The organism is Paenibacillus sp. OAE614 (assembly GCF_040546645.1).
GTDB lineage: Bacteria > Bacillota > Bacilli > Paenibacillales > Paenibacillaceae > Paenibacillus_AQ > Paenibacillus_AQ favisporus.
Window position 1 is genome coordinate 2,160,187 of sequence record NZ_JBEPOD010000001.1, and the last position, 15,635, is coordinate 2,175,821.

General features: G+C 52.3%; 9 protein-coding genes. All 9 read left to right on the forward strand.

The window, feature by feature from the left end; all coding sequences use genetic code 11:
* The 9 genes from ABIE48_RS10315 to ABIE48_RS10355 all read left to right on the forward strand — a co-directional run bounded on the left by ABIE48_RS10315 (position 1) and on the right by ABIE48_RS10355 (position 15,633).
* A complete protein-coding gene (locus ABIE48_RS10315; protein WP_145021419.1) occupies positions 1-2,733 on the forward strand; it encodes a hypothetical protein in 2,733 nt (910 codons plus the stop codon).
* A gap of 202 nt (positions 2,734-2,935) precedes the next feature.
* Positions 2,936-4,282, forward strand: coding sequence for an ABC transporter substrate-binding protein (locus tag ABIE48_RS10320; protein ID WP_145021416.1), 1,347 nt, complete (start codon positions 2,936-2,938; stop codon positions 4,280-4,282).
* A 220-nt stretch (positions 4,283-4,502) separates the two neighbouring features.
* Positions 4,503-6,638, forward strand: a complete 2,136-nt coding sequence (locus ABIE48_RS10325) for an MGH1-like glycoside hydrolase domain-containing protein (RefSeq protein WP_192714631.1) — start codon at positions 4,503-4,505, stop codon at positions 6,636-6,638.
* Positions 6,639-6,666: 28 nt separating this feature from the next.
* On the forward strand, positions 6,667-7,779 hold the full coding sequence (locus ABIE48_RS10330) for a sialidase family protein (RefSeq protein ID WP_354518821.1): 1,113 nt from the start codon (positions 6,667-6,669) through the stop codon (positions 7,777-7,779).
* Between the two features lie 98 nt (positions 7,780-7,877).
* Positions 7,878-8,780, forward strand: a complete 903-nt coding sequence (locus ABIE48_RS10335; RefSeq protein WP_192714630.1) for a helix-turn-helix domain-containing protein — start codon at positions 7,878-7,880, stop codon at positions 8,778-8,780.
* A 233-nt stretch (positions 8,781-9,013) separates the two neighbouring features.
* Entirely contained in the window at positions 9,014-10,504 is a 1,491-nt protein-coding gene (locus ABIE48_RS10340) for a DUF5605 domain-containing protein (protein ID WP_145021403.1), read from the forward strand.
* A gap of 36 nt (positions 10,505-10,540) precedes the next feature.
* The gene (locus ABIE48_RS10345) at positions 10,541-11,662 is read left to right on the forward strand and encodes an ABC transporter ATP-binding protein (RefSeq protein ID WP_192714629.1); all 1,122 of its coding nucleotides are present in this window, start codon (positions 10,541-10,543) and stop codon (positions 11,660-11,662) included.
* A 25-nt stretch (positions 11,663-11,687) separates the two neighbouring features.
* Complete coding sequence (locus ABIE48_RS10350; protein ID WP_192714628.1) at positions 11,688-14,666, forward strand: extracellular solute-binding protein; 2,979 nt, start codon at positions 11,688-11,690, stop codon at positions 14,664-14,666.
* On the forward strand, positions 14,653-15,633 hold the full coding sequence (locus tag ABIE48_RS10355; protein WP_145021394.1) for a carbohydrate ABC transporter permease: 981 nt from the start codon (positions 14,653-14,655) through the stop codon (positions 15,631-15,633). Before ABIE48_RS10350 ends, ABIE48_RS10355 begins: the two co-directional genes overlap by 14 nt.
* Positions 15,634-15,635: the final 2 nt, after the last annotated feature.

Sequence of the window (15,635 nt, forward strand, 5' to 3'; positions counted from 1 at the left end):
ATGCTGGAAATGATCACGATAGGCTACGATATGGATTCATCGCCTCGCATAAGGCACGGTGTGGGAATGCTGAAGTCAGCGCTTGAGGCATGCGGGTATAGTGTAGTAGAACGTCCGGGTGGCTGGACGTGGGACCGTTACAGGGAAACGGAAGGCAGCAGAATTTATGTCGGGAGCCGCACTCGCTCCGAGTTGCTCGCGGGACTTGAGGAGCAGGAAGTTTTGCTGTACCACAAAGAAGATCCGGACTTGGAAGCGTTCTATCTGTTCTCCTGTCCGGGTCAGCTTACGGTCGTGTCGGGAGGAAACGACAGCGGCGCACTATACGGATGCCAGGAACTGTCGAGGATCATCAGGGAACAAGGCTTGCTTCCGCGCGAGCTGGCATACGGAGATGCGCCCCGCTTGGTTTGGCGCGGGCCTGCGGTTGGCATTCAGAAGCAGGAGGTCGAGCCTGGGCGCGAGCCGTTTGAATATCCGTGGACGCCGGATCGCTTTCCATGGCTCTACGATAAAGCGATGTGGCTGGACTACTTAGACTTGCTGCTTGAGCATCGGGGCAATGTGCTTTTTTTATGGAACGCCAATCCGTTCTCCTCGTTAATCGATCTGCCGGAAGAACTAGAGGCGCTCGAAGTGACCCGATTACAGATGGAGCGGAACGCCGGCATGCTGAGCTGGTTGGCTGAAGAAGCCGATAAGCGCGGTATTCAAGTGTTCTTGTCTTTTTATAGTATACATATTCCCCGTAAGTTTGCTGACAAGCATGGGCTCGCCTACAAGCAGATTCAGCCCACATCGGTGACGAGCCAATATTATCGGCGGCTGCTGTCCGAATTTGTGGCTGCCTTTCCGACCGTGGGGCTGATGGTGTGCCTCGGTGAACAACTGAAGGGGGAAATGTACGGGGCGGAGTGGCTGTGCGGGACGATTCTGCCTGGAATTATGGACGGTGTGCGGCAGTCTTCCGCCGCAGAACCGCCGCCGGTCATTGTCCGCTCACACGGCATTGAGATCGAGAAGGTGATGGAGGCCGCCGCTCCTACCTATCCGAATCTGCACTCCGAAATGAAGTATAACGGAGAATCGCTTACGACATGGACGCCGCGAGGCGCCGCACAGAAAGTCCATCAGCGGCTAGGATCGCAGGACAACGAGCATGTAGCAACGATTCATTCGGTAACCAATCTGGAGCCTTTTCGCTGGGGAGCGCCATCCTTTATTCAGCGGTGCGTCCAAGCCGTCCATTACCGGCTGAAGGCGTCATCGCTCCAATTTTACCCGTTGTCTTATTGGGGCTGGCCGTATTCGCCGGACCGGACGGATATCCGATTGAAGCAGATGGAGCGGGATTGGATCTGGTTTGAAGCATGGCTCAGGTATGCCTGGAACCCGGACAGGGATGCTAGAGCCGAGAGGCAGCATTGGATTGCCCGCCTGGAGCACAAGTACGGCAGCAGGGAGGCCGGCGAACGAATCCTTGATGCGTATGAAGCCTCCGGGAAGTGCGCTCCGATGCTGCTTCGGCGCTTCGGGATCACACAGGGCAACCGGCAAACGATGAGTCTCGGAATGACGATGAGCCAGCTGACGAATCCGGACCGGTATGTGCCTTGGTCTGAGCTGTGGACGTCGCATGCTCCGCCTGGGGAACGTTTGGAAGAATATGTTTTGAAGGAACTGGCCGGCCTTCCACATGTCGGGGAAACTCCGCTTGATATTGTTAAAGAGGTGGAGCGGTCTGCCGACGAGGCGTTTAACGCTGTGAACTTGGCCAGAAATTCCGTGCTGAAGAGTAAAACTGAGTTCGAACGATTCGCCAGCGATGTCGAAGCGATTAGGGCGATGACGGGCGTATACACCTCTAAGGTAAGAGCTGCCATGCTCGTTTTGATGTATAAGCATATGGTTGGAGGAAGGTATACGCAGAAGGTTGAGCTGTTGGAAGAAGCGGCCGATTGGGTGGAGCGGAGCGTCGCGGAATACCGAAGGCTGACTGAAATTACCGAAAGTAAATATTGGTACGCCGGCGGCATGCAGACGAGGCTGCGCAAAGTGCCTTTCCGAGACGGCAAAGCTTTTAACCACTGGAAGGATTGTCTGCCGCTGTATGAACGCGAGCTGGACGTTTTCCGCCGGAGAATCAGCGAACTGCGTGCGGGACAACTGCCATCCGAATTGATGAATCCGTCCCCTCCGTATGAGCGCTATCGCCAGTCCCAATTTACTTTGCACAGTGAACATGCCGAATTGTTCCGGATCGAGAAGGGCGCCCGCGTATTCAAGGATGGAAATATTCCGATTATTTACTGCGCGGAAGAATTGTCCGGTTTGACGGGAATCCGATTCAGCCAGATGCAGGCCGCGCACGAAGAGGTGAGTTTGGACATCGAGCTGGAGAGCCCCGCGTTGGTCCTGCTTGGATACTTTTATTCCCAGGACGATCCGTGGCTGAAACCAACCGAGCGGGAAATCGAGGAAATCCAGCGGACGGATCTAGGCCCCGTACTGCGAAAGGGTTTACGGTTGTTCGCCTATCCGTCCGTTAATATTCATGCATTGCCATATGCGGCTGGGAGGCATACCCTCCGTTTCGGCAGAGGGGCCTTCCTCATCGCGGGTATTATCGAAACCGAACAAAAGCTGTCGGATCGCGAATTTAATCCGCGAAATCATGACCGGGTTCTGCTCGATTGGCTGTACGAGGCAGCAGAGGAACGGATCACGCCATAACGATTTGAAGTATGCTGAATCCCCCTATAGGTAAGGTTGCTTCGCCCTACGATTGTTCTCTCATTCCTAACTATAATTAGCAACAGCCAAAGATAATTCAAACGATACGCGGAAAGGGGGGCAAAGCTGTATTTTCATCAGAATAGACAGCGCTTACAAGGAAGGGAATTCAGGGTCAATTCAAAGGGAGGAAATAAATCTTATGGTACGTAAGATGATGACGACGGTGCTATCCGCCGTAATGCTGTTATCCGTTCTGGCAGCATGCACGAGCAAAGGGTCCGATTCCAATGCCAAAGAGCCGCAAACTACCAAACCAACGGATACCAATACCGAAGGGACGGCCAGTACAAATAATCCGGATGATATTACAGCCGACCTGACCTGGTTTGGTCTTGCATCGTCTAAGGATTTTGAAGACCGCTACGGACAATATATAAAGAAAAAATTCCCTAACGTCAAAATCAATTACATTAATCAAACGGATGACCGCAGATTGGAGCAAGTTATCGCGTCAGGCACACAGATTGATATGTATTTATCGTCTGCAGGCGAGCTGCGTGAAGATTATATTCCGGCCAATATGGCGCTTGATCTCGGTCCGTTGATTAAATCGCACAATATTCCCGTTGATACGATCGAACCGGCTTACCTGGATCCGGTGACGATTGATCAAAAAACGTATTTATTACCTCTCAGCGACAGTAAATTTGTCTTGTATTATAACAAAGCCATCTTTGATAAATTTGGTGTTCCTTATCCGAAAGACGGCATGACTTGGGACGAAGCGATTGATCTTTCCAAGAAAATAACCCGGAATGAAGATGGCAAGCAATATATGGGATTATGGTTATCTCCAAAGCATTATTTACGCGTTGCTCAAAACTCTGCCGGGTTTGTTGATCCGGAGACGAATAAGGCAACGGTCGATAACGACCAGTGGAAATTCATTTTCGATAACATCTTTTATAAACTTTCCAGGGACCCGGGAGTACAGCAGCGTGCGCTTGAGAAATTTTATTCCCATGATGACTTCACGAAAGACTCCGTCATCGCCATGTATGTGTACACATCCGGCTGGATGAATTCTGATGATACGCTTCCACCGGATTGGGATATCGCATCCGTTCCAGAGTTCAAGGAATACCCCGGGTTAAATACGCAGACATATGCTACTTACATCGGCATTTCGGCGACTTCCAAACAGCAGGATGCTGCCGCGGAAATATTGAAGTATTTAACCTCTGAGGAATATCAGACCATCATGTCAAAACGTGGATTCATTACCCCGCTTCTTACACAATCGGTACGTGATGCTGCCTTTACCGATTACGAATTTGCCAAAACGAAAAATATTCAAGCCCTGTATCATGGCAAACCGGCTCCTTCAAGAACTATGACGCAATATGATGAACTTGTTATAGAGGATGCTTTTCAAACGGATGCTATTCCAAAAATCGTAAGAAATCAACTCGATGTCAACACAGCATTAAGGCAGGCCCAAGAGAATTCGGATAAATTAATTCAAGAACAAATATCAAAGCAATAATAAAGCCAAAGTCCTCCCCCTGCCTCGTTGACGGGGGGCGGACTTTCTACTGAAAGGAAGAATTGATAGTAGGGGATTACGGTAAATACATCACGGCCACGGATCGAAATATGATTCGATTGCCCTATAAATCCTCCCGCTAAACCCAATGAACAATCCTTACTACAGCAATATGCTAATGCCATGGGGCAGCAGGCACATGAGAGGAGGTGTGTTACGTATGATCGACAATGAGCTGAGAGCGGGGATGAAGACGCTGCGTACGGTTCCCGGAGGCCTGCTGCTGGGCTCCACGGGCGCGCGCCTCTGGGCGGATTATGTGAAGCCTGCTCCAGGTTTCGCCGGCCGGTTCGACTTCATTCACAAAGTTAACATCCCGATGTTGTTCCGGATTTCAATCAACGGGCGGCCCTGCAGTATGGACACGGCCATCTCAGATTGGTATCCCAGCCAGCTGCGGATGACGTACACCGACGATTGGATCGCCTATGAGGAAACGAAATTCATAACGTGGGACGACTGCGCCGTCTCCTGCCAATCCTGGACAAACCGGTCTGATCAAGAAATATCGCTGAATCTGGAGGCGCCATCCGGGTTTGCTGCGGCCGGTGCAGGATGCCTTCAGGGCGGATTTGATATTCCGTTCTACTCCTTCGATATCGATGCATGCATCGCGTCGAGCGATTCTCAGCTATTAAACGAAGGAATAAAGGTAGCTCCTGGAGAAGTGAAAACATTTATTGTAGCCCTAAGCGCGGGAATCCGCTCGCAGGATCCGATGGATACCCTGGAGGAACGTGCCGTCCAAGCGGTCGGGAAGTATACGGCTGACGTAGCAATGGCTTCGTCCGAGCAGGAAAAAGTTTTTGAGAAATGGTTCGACGGCACCCCGCGATTTAAGTGCAATGACCCGCTGCTGAACAAAACCTGGGCGTACCGTTGGTTTCTGCTCCGTCACAATCTGGCGGACCCCCGTTATGGATTGCTTCAGCATCCGCTGTTTTACGAAGGACGGTCGCACAAGAAGAGCAAGCGCCCGTTTTCAAAGGGAGGATGGGAGTTCAGCAAGCTGATCAATCTGTCTGTCCCGCTTCACATCACCGACGCCAAATGGCATCACGATCCGGCCGCGAGCATGGGAGCACTGCGCAATATGCAGGATACTCCGGCGGAAAACGGCATGTACTGCTGTTTAACGGTGGATGAACGCATGCATTCTTTTGCCAATTATATCGGCTGGGCGGCCTACAATTTATTCCTCGTGCACCGGGACGAAGCTGCGGTTTTGGAGGCGCTTCCAGGGCTCAAGGCACAGGTGTCAAGCTGGCAGGAAGTTTACGGCAATGAAACCGACAGCTTAATGACAGAATACCGCCACACCCGGACGGGCAAGGAATACCAGCCGAGCTATTGGTATTTTCATAACTATCCGCAGGACCCGAAAGATCCGGAAACCTACACCCATGTGAAGCGAGTGGACCGGACCGTCTATCATTATATGAATATCATCGGCGTCGCCCGGCTGTGTGAGCTGGTAGGCGATCCAGATTCTGCCGTTTACCTGCAGCTGGCCGAGAGGGTCAAGAACGATGTGCTGACGAAAATGTGGGATGAAGCTACAGCCTTTTTCTACGATCTGCATTATCAGACGGACGAGATGGCCTTCGTTAAAAATATCGTCGGTGTTTACCCTGCGTGGGCAGGGCTGCTGGACAACAGACATGATCAGCTTATCAAGCATTTGCTGAACCCGAGTGAATTTGCTACAGCATGCCGGTATCCAAGCGTGTCGGCCGACAGCACTGCTTATGCCAAGGAAGGCGGCTGGTTCGGCCGTTTCGTCAAAGGGCGCAACGGGTGCATGTGGAACGGGCCCACCTGGCCCTATACCAACTCCATTGCCCTGGATGCGCTGGCCCGCGAGAGCAAGCGTAGCGGTCATGCGTACGACGGCGAATTCGCGAAGGGGCTCAGGGAGTATTCCTTCCTGCATTTCCAGAACCGTGATTTGTCGCGGCCATGCCTTGTTGAGCATTATAACAGCCAGACGGGCGAACCGCTTAGCGATGAGCAGGAATACAATCATTCTTTTTATATTGACCTCATCATCAGCCATGTTGCGGGGCTATCCCTTTCGGCTGACAGCTTGAGCCTTGAGCCGCTTGATATCGGGTTGGATTATTTCGAGCTGGACCGGGTGAAGGCAGCGGGTCAAGACATCCGGATTACATATGGTAAGCCGGGACTCGGCAGGTACCCTGACGGCATCGAAGAGGGTTACCGATTGTACGTGAATGGCAAACTTGTCTGTAAGCAGGATCGGTTGGCATTTGTCCAAACCATTTCTATTCCATAAGAAATGATAAAAAAAGGGGAGAGGTCTCATGAATGCAACGGAAAGATTTAACGGCATGCTGACACCGTCTGCGCAGGATCCGCAGATCACGGAAGCGTTTCTGCCGATTCGGTATGAGCCGGATAGCCATTCGGCCAATTTGCTCGAGCTGGACAATGGCGGCGATTTGCTGTGCGTCTGGTTCTCGGGAAGCGGCGAGGGGAATCCGGATACGAATGTGCTGCTGTCGAGGCTTCCTGCCGGGGGAAACCGTTGGGAGGAACCAATTGAAGTCGCTTCAGACCCAGAGCGTTCCGAGCAGAATCCGCTGGTTTTCCAGGCACCCGATGGGAGAATCTGGCTCATGCATACGTCGACCGAGCCGCATAATCAGCGCACCTCCCGAGTCGTCGTGCGGATTTCGGATGATCGGGGGTATACCTGGGGCAACCCGTATATTCTGCATGAAGGCCCAGGCCTGTTCCTTCGCCATCCGATTCTGGCCATGAGCAACGGGGAATGGCTGCTGCCGTGCTATTACTGCAAAGCAGGGGGGCATTACAGCGTCGTTCTGATCTCCAGTGATCAGGGAGCGACTTGGCAGGAATACGAAATCGACGGCAGCCTGCACCGCGTTCAGATGAGCGTCGTTGAGCGTCTAGACGGAACGTTGTTCGCCGTTTACCGCAGCCGCGAGGCCGACCGGATCTACAGCACGGTTTCGTCCGATTTCGGCAGAACCTGGAGCCCGGCCGCCCGTACGACGCTGCCCAACAATAATTCGTCCGTGCAGATGACGAAGCTGTCCAACGGGCATCTAGCGCTCATATTCAACGATTCTACCATGGAGAGAGACCAATGCCGCTTTGTACAAAGCAAGGGCGAATGGCGGAAGAAGCCGCTGCGGACGCCGCTGACCGTCGCGGTTTCGGAAGACGGCGGAGCCACTTGGCCTCATGTGAAAAATATACAGGTTTCCGATCTTGAGTATCGGGAATCGCAAATCGGTTATTCGTACCCCAGCATCATACAAACCAAGGACGGATCAATCCATGCGGCGTATTCGTACCTGCGGAAGGCCATCAAGTACGTTCGCTTTACAGAAGATTGGGTGAAGGAGAACGGCAGGGCGCTCTTAGACTATTCCATCATGGATGATTAGTCGGTGTCCCACAGAAATTGTAAACGCTTTATTCCCAGGATGCGGCGTGACACGGGGAATTTCTCAAATCCATTTACACACTTAACCGGGGTGATGATATGGACTGGCGCGTAACCGAACTGAGCGGTGACAAATTTTTTCAACCTGAATTCGATATTTTTATCAACCGTGAAATTGAATCTTTTTCTCTCTCGCAGCATACCCACGATTTCATCGAAATTAGTTTCGTCGAAGAAGGGAGCGGGTTTCATTATATCGAGGATCAGATGATTCCGATTAAACGCGGCGATCTGTTCGTGATTCCCATAGGAACGTCGCATGTGTTTCGGCCTTCTTCCCGGGATAAGCAGCTTGTCATTTACAACTGCATCTTTAAGGTCGAATTATTGGAGCAACTGCGCTCCGTGATTAGCGAGGCCTCGATGCTGTACAGATTTTTATATGAAGCGCCGCCCCCTTCGGACAAGTGGCTTCATTACCAAGACAAGTTTGACAAGTTTCTCAACATCGTCCTTAACATGTACAGGGAGTTTATTAACAAGAGTCCCTGTTACGAATACCTCATGATGGGGCAGCTTATTCAGGTGCTTGCGATGCTGCAGCGTTATGAGTGCGATGGCAGCCTTGTTTCGACACCGTCCAATAATATGGATGATGCCATGCTGTATATTCATGATCACTTTGCGATGAACATCACGGTACAGCAAGTCGCAGAGCGATCGTTTATGAGTCCGAGTCATTTTCAACGGTTATTCAAAAAAACGTCAGGCGTAACATTCATGCAGTATCTGCAAAATATCCGGATACAGCGCTGCTGCGAGCTGCTCAAATCGACCGAGCTGTCCATTCAGGAAGCCGCCAATCAAGTGGGTTACCAGGATATGAAATTTTTCCACGCACTATTTCGCAGGAAAACCGGCGTGACACCGAGACAGTACCGAAAAAGCTCACAAGATAACGAAGAGCATCCATTTGGAGACTCGGAACAAAGAGTCATTTGATTAGGATCGTAAGAAAGATCGTCCTCCCTGATGTTTAACGAGGGGACGATCTTTTTTTGTTTTGCGGCTCAGGAGACCTGAAAAGAGATATCCCCTATGTTAGCGCGTGCATCCCCCTATAGAATCGACTTTAATCCCCTATAAACCTGTGAAATTCACATTGTATAATGAGGAAAATTTACTTCCGGCAGTTCTCTTGACGTGGTCAGCCGGTCATCTGGGAGGAGAGAAGCATGACAACAGATCATGCGGTGGAACGCTGGGCTGTATATGAAACCGCAATTCACTCCAGCGAAGCAGTCGGAAATCCATATCGCGACGTCTGGCTGCTGGCGGTATTCCGGAACGGCGACCGGGTCGTTAAGACAGATGGTTTTTATGACGGAGACGGCGTATACAAAATCAGATTTATGCCGGATTCCGTCGGAAGATGGGTATTCTCGACAAAAAGCAACATGCCGTCGATGGACGGTGTAACCGGGGAATTCGAGTGCATGGATCCCGGCAGCGGCAACCACGGGATGGTTCGGACCGTATCCCAGGACCATTTCGAGTATGAAGATGGCACGCCGTATATACCCTTCGGCACGACTTGTTACGCCTGGATTCACCAGAGCGAACCGGTACAGGATGAAACGCTTGCCGTGCTCAAAGCGTCACCTTTTAATAAAATTCGTATGTGCGTATTTCCAAAGAGGTATGCGTTTAATACCGCCGAACCGGAGCTGTTCCCGTTCCAGTTCACGAAAGAGCGGGGCTTTGATTTTGAGCGGTTTGAGCCGCGCTTCTTCCGGAAGCTTGAGCGCAGAATCAAACAGCTGGGGGATATGGGGATCGAGGCGGATATCATCCTGTTTCACCCGTACGACAAGGGGCATTGGGGATTCGACCGGATGAGCGCTGAACATGACGAAGCTTATCTCCGGTACGTCATCGCCCGGCTGTCGGCCTACCGCAACGTATGGTGGTCCCTCGCGAACGAATATGACTTCATGCGGGAGAAGCGGACGGAGGACTGGGACAGGTTCTTTCAAATCGTTCAACAGCTTGATCCCTATCAGCATCTTCGCTCGATTCATAACGGAACGAAAATGTACGATCCGTCCTCGCTTAACCTGTACGATCATGCGAAGCCATGGGTCGATCATGTGAGTCTGCAGCATTGGGATCTTACCGTCACGGATGCGATCCGCCGCAAATACAACAAGCCGGTCGTCATCGACGAATGCTGTTATGAAGGGGACATCCCCCGCCGATGGGGCAACATTACCGGTGAAGAAATGACGCACCGCTTCTGGGAAGGCATGGCTCGCGGAGGCTATGTCGGACACGGCGAAACCTACTTGCATCAGGACAATATCATCTGGTGGTCGCATGGCGGGCAGCTGCGCGGGACGAGTCCGGAGCGCATCCGGTTTCTTCGTCAGATCCTTGAGGACGCGCCGGGGAAGCCGGTTGTCCTGGACACGGTGAAAGACGTGCCGGCAATAGGCATGGAGGGTGACTATTACTTACTCTACTTTGGTGTTCACCGTCCTGCTATTTTTCCGTTGGAACTGCCAGAAGGGAAAGAGTTCACGGCAGAAGTCATCGACACGCAGAAAATGACGATCGAGCGGCTGGAAGGAACGTATTCCGGCGCTTGCAGCATTCCGCTTCCCGCTAAGCCGTATTTGGCGTTACGGATACGCTTGCTGGATCCTGAGGCAATGAATGGGCAATAGAGCGGGATCTTTACACTATGGTTCGGAGGTGCCGTCATGGGGCGCATTGTACTCAAAAATGTGGATAAACGGTTTGGCAAAGAAAAGCAGTACGCTGTGAAGGATTTTAACCTGGAGATTGAGGACGGCGAATTTCTGGTGATGGTCGGCCAGTCCGGCTGCGGTAAATCAACGACGCTGCGCATGATCGCCGGGCTTGAGGACATTACTTCAGGAGAGCTGTATATCGGGGATAAGCTCGTAAATCACCTGCCGCCGAAGGATCGGGATATCGCCATGGTATTCCAGAACTACGCGCTGTACCCGAACATGAACGTGTATGAAAATATTGCGTTCGGTCTGCGTCTGCGCAAGGAGCCGAAACATGAGATCGACCAGTCCGTAAAGTCGGCTTCCCGCACGCTGGAGATCGAGCAGTATCTGGAACGCAAGCCGAAGGCGTTATCGGGCGGCCAGCGCCAGCGGGTTGCCCTGGGCAGGGCAATCGTGAGGAAACCGAGCGTTTTCCTGATGGATGAACCGTTATCCAACCTGGACGCCAAGCTTAGAGTGCAGATGCGCACGGAAATTATCCGGCTGCATAAGCAGCTCGGGGTCACAACGGTATATGTGACGCACGATCAGGTGGAAGCCATGACGATGGGAAACCGGATTGTCGTGATGAAGGATGGCGTCATTCAGCAGGTTGATAGCCCGCGCGTGATTTACAGCAACCCGAAAAATATGTTTGTAGCGGGTTTTATCGGGACGCCGCCGATCAACTTTATCGAAGGAACCGTTGAGGAACAGGGCGAGAAGCTCCAGCTGAAGACGAAACGGACCTATTTAACGATCGCGGACCATCACGCCGAGATGCTGCGGAAGCATGGCAAAGTGAACCGCAAGGTCGTTCTTGGCATCCGTTGTGAGAACACTTACGCGGATCCGGAGAGGATCGGCCGTCATCCGCAATCCCAAATCCCGGGTACCGTGAAGCTTTCGGAGCTCATGGGCGCAGATACATATCTATACCTTGATATCGGCAGCGATTCTTCCTTTATCGTTCGAACGCTGACCGGATCGGATTATAAAGACGACGAGCCTGTTACCGTCTCGCTGGATATGTCGAAAGCGCTTTACTTCGATAAGGATACGTCGGAAAACCTGATGTACGTATGATATTGGCGAAAGGGAGAGACGGTTCATGTTAAGGGCATTTAAGAAACGGTTTTCAGTGATCGGTCTGGCCATGATTCTCGCCTTGCTGCCGGCCTCGGCGGGGCTTGCGGAGAATGGCGGCGGGGGGCAGCCCTCCGACCAAGAGCAGAGTTCATATGCAGCGGGTAATCAGGAACCGGTTTCTGTAAACGCTGACAATACCGATGAACCCTATTTTCATGAAAAACTTGCGGAATGGAAGCAGTCCGGTGCGTCCATCGATCATGACGGAAGCATCATTGTGCCGGTTGCCAATGTTGCGCGCACCTCGGAGCAAGCCCATGTTCAGATCGGCACTGTAGACGGCAAAGCGGGCGTTCTGGATTGGCGCGTGCAAAGCAGCGAATGGATCGAATACGAGCTGAACGTGACGCAAGCCGGGTTGTACGAAATTCATATGACCTATCGACCTGTTACGGATGACAACCGGAAAAGGCCGATTCTGCTAAATGTCACCCTGGACGGCAAGAACGATTTCATTGAATCCAAATCGATCTCGCTGGACCGGAGATGGAAAGATCCCGACAAGCTGTCCCTGGATGCGCACGGCGACCAGATTCGGCCGGTAGCTGAGGATATCAGCGGCTGGATGACGACATCGCTCCGCGATTCAGGCGGTGCCTACGTCGAACCGTTGGAATGGTACCTGCAGCCCGGCAAGCATACGCTTCGCTTGACGAGCAATGAGCCGTTGTCCATTTCGGGGATTGAGCTGGGTGCACCCGACCAAATCCAGGATTATGCAGCAGTAAGCAAGTCCTATGCCGAACCAAACGCTGGCAGCGCAAAGGCCAAGCCAATTGTGATCGAGGCGGAGAAGGCCGACTGGAAAAGCGATTCCTCGATTTCTTTTAAATACGACAGCGAGATCGAGAGTACGCCCTATAAACGAGGCAAGATCCGTTATAACACCATCGACGGCGCCCGCTGGTCCTCCGGCAACGGTGAACTCAGCTGGACATTCGAGGTTCCTGAAAGCGGATACTATAAAATCGGCCTTCGCGCCAAGCAAAATTTCTCGTCCAACCGTTCCTCCTTCCGAACGATTCGTATCAACGGCCAAATCCCGTTCGCCGAAATGGAGACGTACCGGTTTCCGTACGCGTCCGGTTGGCAGGGGATGAAGCTGGCGGATGATCGGGAGCAGCCTTATTTATTTTATTTGAATAAAGGGACCAACACGATTTCCATGCAGGTGACCCAGGCACCCGTCAAGCCGATGATCGATGAGCTCGAGAGCATCGTAAGCAAGCTGATGGCACTTGGGGAAGATCTCAAGGCGCTGACCGGGGGATCGGATGATGAGAACCGGACCTGGAAAATGGATCAGGACTTGCCGGGCTTCACGGCAGACTTGGATCAAACCGCAGATACGTTGGAACGCGTCCAGCAAAGCCTGGTTGAAGTGAATGGCAGGAAGAGCGATGTCACGCAAGGGCTGTTCACTTCACTGAAGGATATCCGGTCTATGCTGTCCGATCCGAACCAAATCCCCTATCAAATCGACAATTTCATTACGATCCAGGGCAAAGTAGCCGACCTGCTGCAGCAGTTAAAAAGCCAGCCGCTAGGACTGGATCGCCTTTATATCGTACCGGCGGACCAGCCGTACCCGCGGATGGAATCGACGTTCTTCGAAAAGGTGGAAGGCTCGTTCGTCAATTTCTTCTACTCCTTTCAATCCAAGGATAAGCTTGGCGATATGGATGAAGATGTGCTGAACGTGTGGGTGCTGCGCGGGCGCGATTACATCAACGCATTGCAGGAGCTTGCGGATGCGGATTTCACGCCGAAGACGGGAATCAAGGTAAAAATCAACTTGCTGCCGGATACGAACCTGCTGGTTCTGATGAACGCGGCGGACATCTCCCCGGATATCGCACTCGGATTGCCGCAGACGCTTCCCTACGATTACGCCATTCGCAACGGATTGTACGATCTCTCGAAGTTCCCTGATTTCAATACGATGTATCAGCGCTTTGCGCCGGGGACATGGCTGCCTTTCTACTACGACAATGGGTATTATGGAGTGCCCGAGACCCAAAGTTTCTCCATGCTGTATTACCGCAAGGACATACTCGCCAATCTGGGGCTTGAGGTTCCAAACACGTGGGAGGATGTCTATAACATGCTGCCGATTTTGCAGCAGAACAATTTGAATATGATGACGGTCCCGCATACGCCGTTCTTTTACCAGAACGGAGCGGAATATTTCACGAAGGACGGCATGCATACGGGCATAGGCACGGAGGCCGGCTACAAGGCATTTAAAGAGTGGACCGATCTCTACAACGTGTACGCCGTTCCGCAGCAGGTCGCCAGCTTCTACCAGTCGTTCCGCAGCGGCACGGTGCCGATCGGGATCGCCGATTTCAGCATGTACATTCAATTAATGGTGGCTGCGCCCGAGTTGAACGGATATTGGGGAATTGCCCCGGTTCCGGGCGTTCCGCAGCAGGATGGAGAAGTCGCCAGATGGATGGGCGGAACGGAACAGGCCGCCGTCATTTTCAAACGTACGAAGAAGGCCAGCGAAAGCTGGGAGTTTCTTAAATGGTGGACCTCGGCCGATACGCAGGAAGCGTACGGCTCCGATCTTGAAACGCTGAACGGCCTGACTTTCCGTTGGAACACATCCAATATCGAAGCTTTTGTCCACCTTCCATGGAGGCAGGACGACTTGAACGCGATTCTCGAGCAGTGGCGTTGGTATAAGGAAATTCCGAACGTACCGGGCAGTTATTTCCTGGAGCGGGAACTGCAGAACGCATGGAACCGCACCGTCGTCGACGGAATGAACTACCGGAGTTCGCTCGAAACGGCTATCGGAGAAATCGAGAGGGAAATGCAGAGAAAGATGCAGGAATTCGGCATTACGGACAGCCAAGGAAAGATTCTTCGCAAGCAGGAGCTGCCTGAAGTGAACAAACCGTGGGAAGGGGTGGATCCATATGTCCAGAAGTGATACTCAGGTGATGAACCGCGGTTACGCCCCAGGTGCCACCGTTCGCACGAAGGGGAAGCTGGCTTTCCTGATGAAAGAGATTTGGCGCTATCGGCTGTCATACGTATTCATTGCGCCGTTTATGATTTGCTTTATCCTATTTATCCTAGTCCCGGTTGTGTGCGCGCTGCTGCTCAGCTTTACGTCCTATAATTCGCTCGAACCGCCGCGCTTCATCGGCTGGGCGAATTTCCGGTATATGATTTCGGGCGATTTGCTGTTCTTGCAGTACGCATTGCCTAATACATTCAAATTTGCCGTTATTGCCGGCCCGCTCGGTTACATTGCTTCTTTCCTGCTGGCATGGCTCATTTCCATTCTTCCCGGCGTCTGGCGCAAATGGTTTGCGCTGGCGATGTATTCGCCCTCACTCATGGGCGGGATCGCGATGACGATTGTCTGGCTCCCTTTATTAAGCGGGGACCGCATCGGTTATTTAAACAGTTTCCTGCTGGAATGGGGATTCATTAAAGAGCCGGTCTTGTGGGTCACGAGCAAGGACCATCTCATGACATCCATGATTGTGGTGACGCTGTGGTCCAGTATGGGAATCGGCTTTCTAGCGATGCTGGCAGGGATATTAAACGTGAATCCGGAACTGTATGAAGCCGGAAAGCTGGACGGCATTAAATCCAGATTGGAAGAAATCTGGTACATTACGATTCCGTCGATGAAGCCGCAGATGCTGTTCGGCGCCGTTATGGCGATTGTCGGCACGTTCAAGGCCGGCGGAATCGGGACGCAGCTGTCCGGCATGAATCCGACGCCGCAGTACTCAGGCCACCTCATTATGAACCAAATTGACGATTACGGCTTTATCCGCTTCGAGCTTGGTTATGCAAGCGCATTGTCCGTATTCCTGCTGCTGCTGATGTACTTATCCAATAAGTTCTGCTGGCGGCTGTTCGGTTCGAAGGGGGATGAATAACC

What these genes read in the sequence shown, in the direction of transcription:
- ABIE48_RS10315 (WP_145021419.1), top strand. Translation starts at nt 1, where the DNA reads ATGCTGGAAATGATCACGATAGGCTACGATATGGATTCATCGCCTCGC.
- ABIE48_RS10335 (WP_192714630.1), top strand. Translation starts at nt 7,878, where the DNA reads ATGGACTGGCGCGTAACCGAACTGAGCGGTGACAAATTTTTTCAACCT.
- ABIE48_RS10350 (WP_192714628.1), top strand. Translation starts at nt 11,688, where the DNA reads ATGTTAAGGGCATTTAAGAAACGGTTTTCAGTGATCGGTCTGGCCATG.
- ABIE48_RS10345 (WP_192714629.1), top strand. Translation starts at nt 10,541, where the DNA reads ATGGGGCGCATTGTACTCAAAAATGTGGATAAACGGTTTGGCAAAGAA.
- ABIE48_RS10355 (WP_145021394.1), top strand. Translation starts at nt 14,653, where the DNA reads ATGTCCAGAAGTGATACTCAGGTGATGAACCGCGGTTACGCCCCAGGT.
- ABIE48_RS10325 (WP_192714631.1), top strand. Translation starts at nt 4,503, where the DNA reads ATGATCGACAATGAGCTGAGAGCGGGGATGAAGACGCTGCGTACGGTT.
- ABIE48_RS10340 (WP_145021403.1), top strand. Translation starts at nt 9,014, where the DNA reads ATGACAACAGATCATGCGGTGGAACGCTGGGCTGTATATGAAACCGCA.
- ABIE48_RS10320 (WP_145021416.1), top strand. Translation starts at nt 2,936, where the DNA reads ATGGTACGTAAGATGATGACGACGGTGCTATCCGCCGTAATGCTGTTA.
- ABIE48_RS10330 (WP_354518821.1), top strand. Translation starts at nt 6,667, where the DNA reads ATGAATGCAACGGAAAGATTTAACGGCATGCTGACACCGTCTGCGCAG.